General features: G+C 67.5%; 2 protein-coding genes. Both read left to right on the forward strand.

What is annotated here, in order from left to right; translation table 11 throughout:
* Positions 1-471 (forward strand): hypothetical protein (locus AB0N07_RS51340; protein ID WP_365847923.1); only part of this gene is annotated, 471 nt, incomplete at its 5' end.
* A gap of 28 nt (positions 472-499) precedes the next feature.
* Positions 500-1,248: IS30 family transposase (locus AB0N07_RS51345; RefSeq protein WP_365847925.1), on the forward strand; the 749-nt coding region annotated here is incomplete at its 3' end.

The following is a 1,248-nucleotide window of genomic DNA, read 5'->3' on the forward strand; positions in this document are numbered from 1 at the left end:
AGCGAGAACTCGGAAAACGGGATGATCGTGGTCGCGGTGATCATCGCGCTGGTGATCTTCTTCGCCTGCTTCGTGCTGATGGCGATGATGATCTTCCGTCTGGTGCTGATTCTGATTTTGGCCTCGTTCGCGGCCCCGGCGATCTTCTCGCTGGCCCTGGAGCCGGCCAAGGCGCTCGCGGGGCGGTGGCTGTCGATGATGCTGGGGCTGATCATGGCCGGGCCGATCGCAGCCGCCGTCGTGCGGCTGGGCATGGCGATGGCGGCATTGTCCACGGACTGGGTGCAGACCGTGGCTGGCATGGTGCTGGTGTTCGTGGCCGCGGCCATGCCGATCTTCATGCTTGCGGTCACCGCGTGGCTGGGCGGCGGTGCCGGGCAGGCTGAGCAGGCGGGCGTGATGGCCGCGAGCCGGGCCGGGCGTGGAGGAAGGCGGATTCAAGCAGTCAGCGCAACGAGTCCTGTGAGATGAGGCAGTTACTGATCACAGGAGGATCCGGATGCAGGGCAAGCACGGCCATCTCAGCCGGGAGCAGAAGCAGCTCGCACTCAGGCTTCACGCGAAGGGCTGGCGGCTGGTCGACATCGCCAAGGAGATCGGCTGCAGTGCGCCGATGGTCGGCATCATGGCCCGGACCGGCAGGCACGTCGACGCCAAGCCGTTCGGCTGGGAACCACGCCAGGGCAACCTGACGATCGACGAGCGCGAGCAGATCCTGCTGGGGATCAATCGTGGTGACACCTTCACCGCGATCGCCGAGCAACTGGGGCGTGCGGTGTCCACCGTCAGCCGGGAGGTGAAGCGCGGCGGCGGGCGCTGCGACTACTCGGCCTGGCATGCGCACGAACGCGCCCGCCATCAAGCTCGCCGACCGAAGCCATTCAAGCTCGCGTCGGGTCGGCTGCTTGAGGAGGTCGCCAGCCGGCTGGAGCAACTGTGGTCGCCCGAAGAGGTGGCAGCGCGCCTACGGTTGGATCACGCCGATGATCCGGAGATGCGCGTGAGCCACGAGACGATCTACCAGTCGCTGTTCGTGCAAGGCCGCGGCGAGCTGCGTCGCGAGCTGGCGCGGTGTCTGCGGTCCGGACGAACTGCCCGCAAGCCTCGCGGAACCACCGATGGCCGCGGCCGCATCCCCGGCATGGTGATGCTTAGCGAGCGCCCCGCAGAAGCCGACGATCGCGCTGTTCCTGGGCACTGGGAAGGCGACCTCATCCTCGGCGAAGGCAGCCGCAGCGCCGTCGGCAC

Origin of the sequence: Streptomyces sp. NPDC051172 (assembly GCF_040682555.1) — a bacterium.
GTDB lineage: Bacteria > Actinomycetota > Actinomycetes > Streptomycetales > Streptomycetaceae > Streptomyces.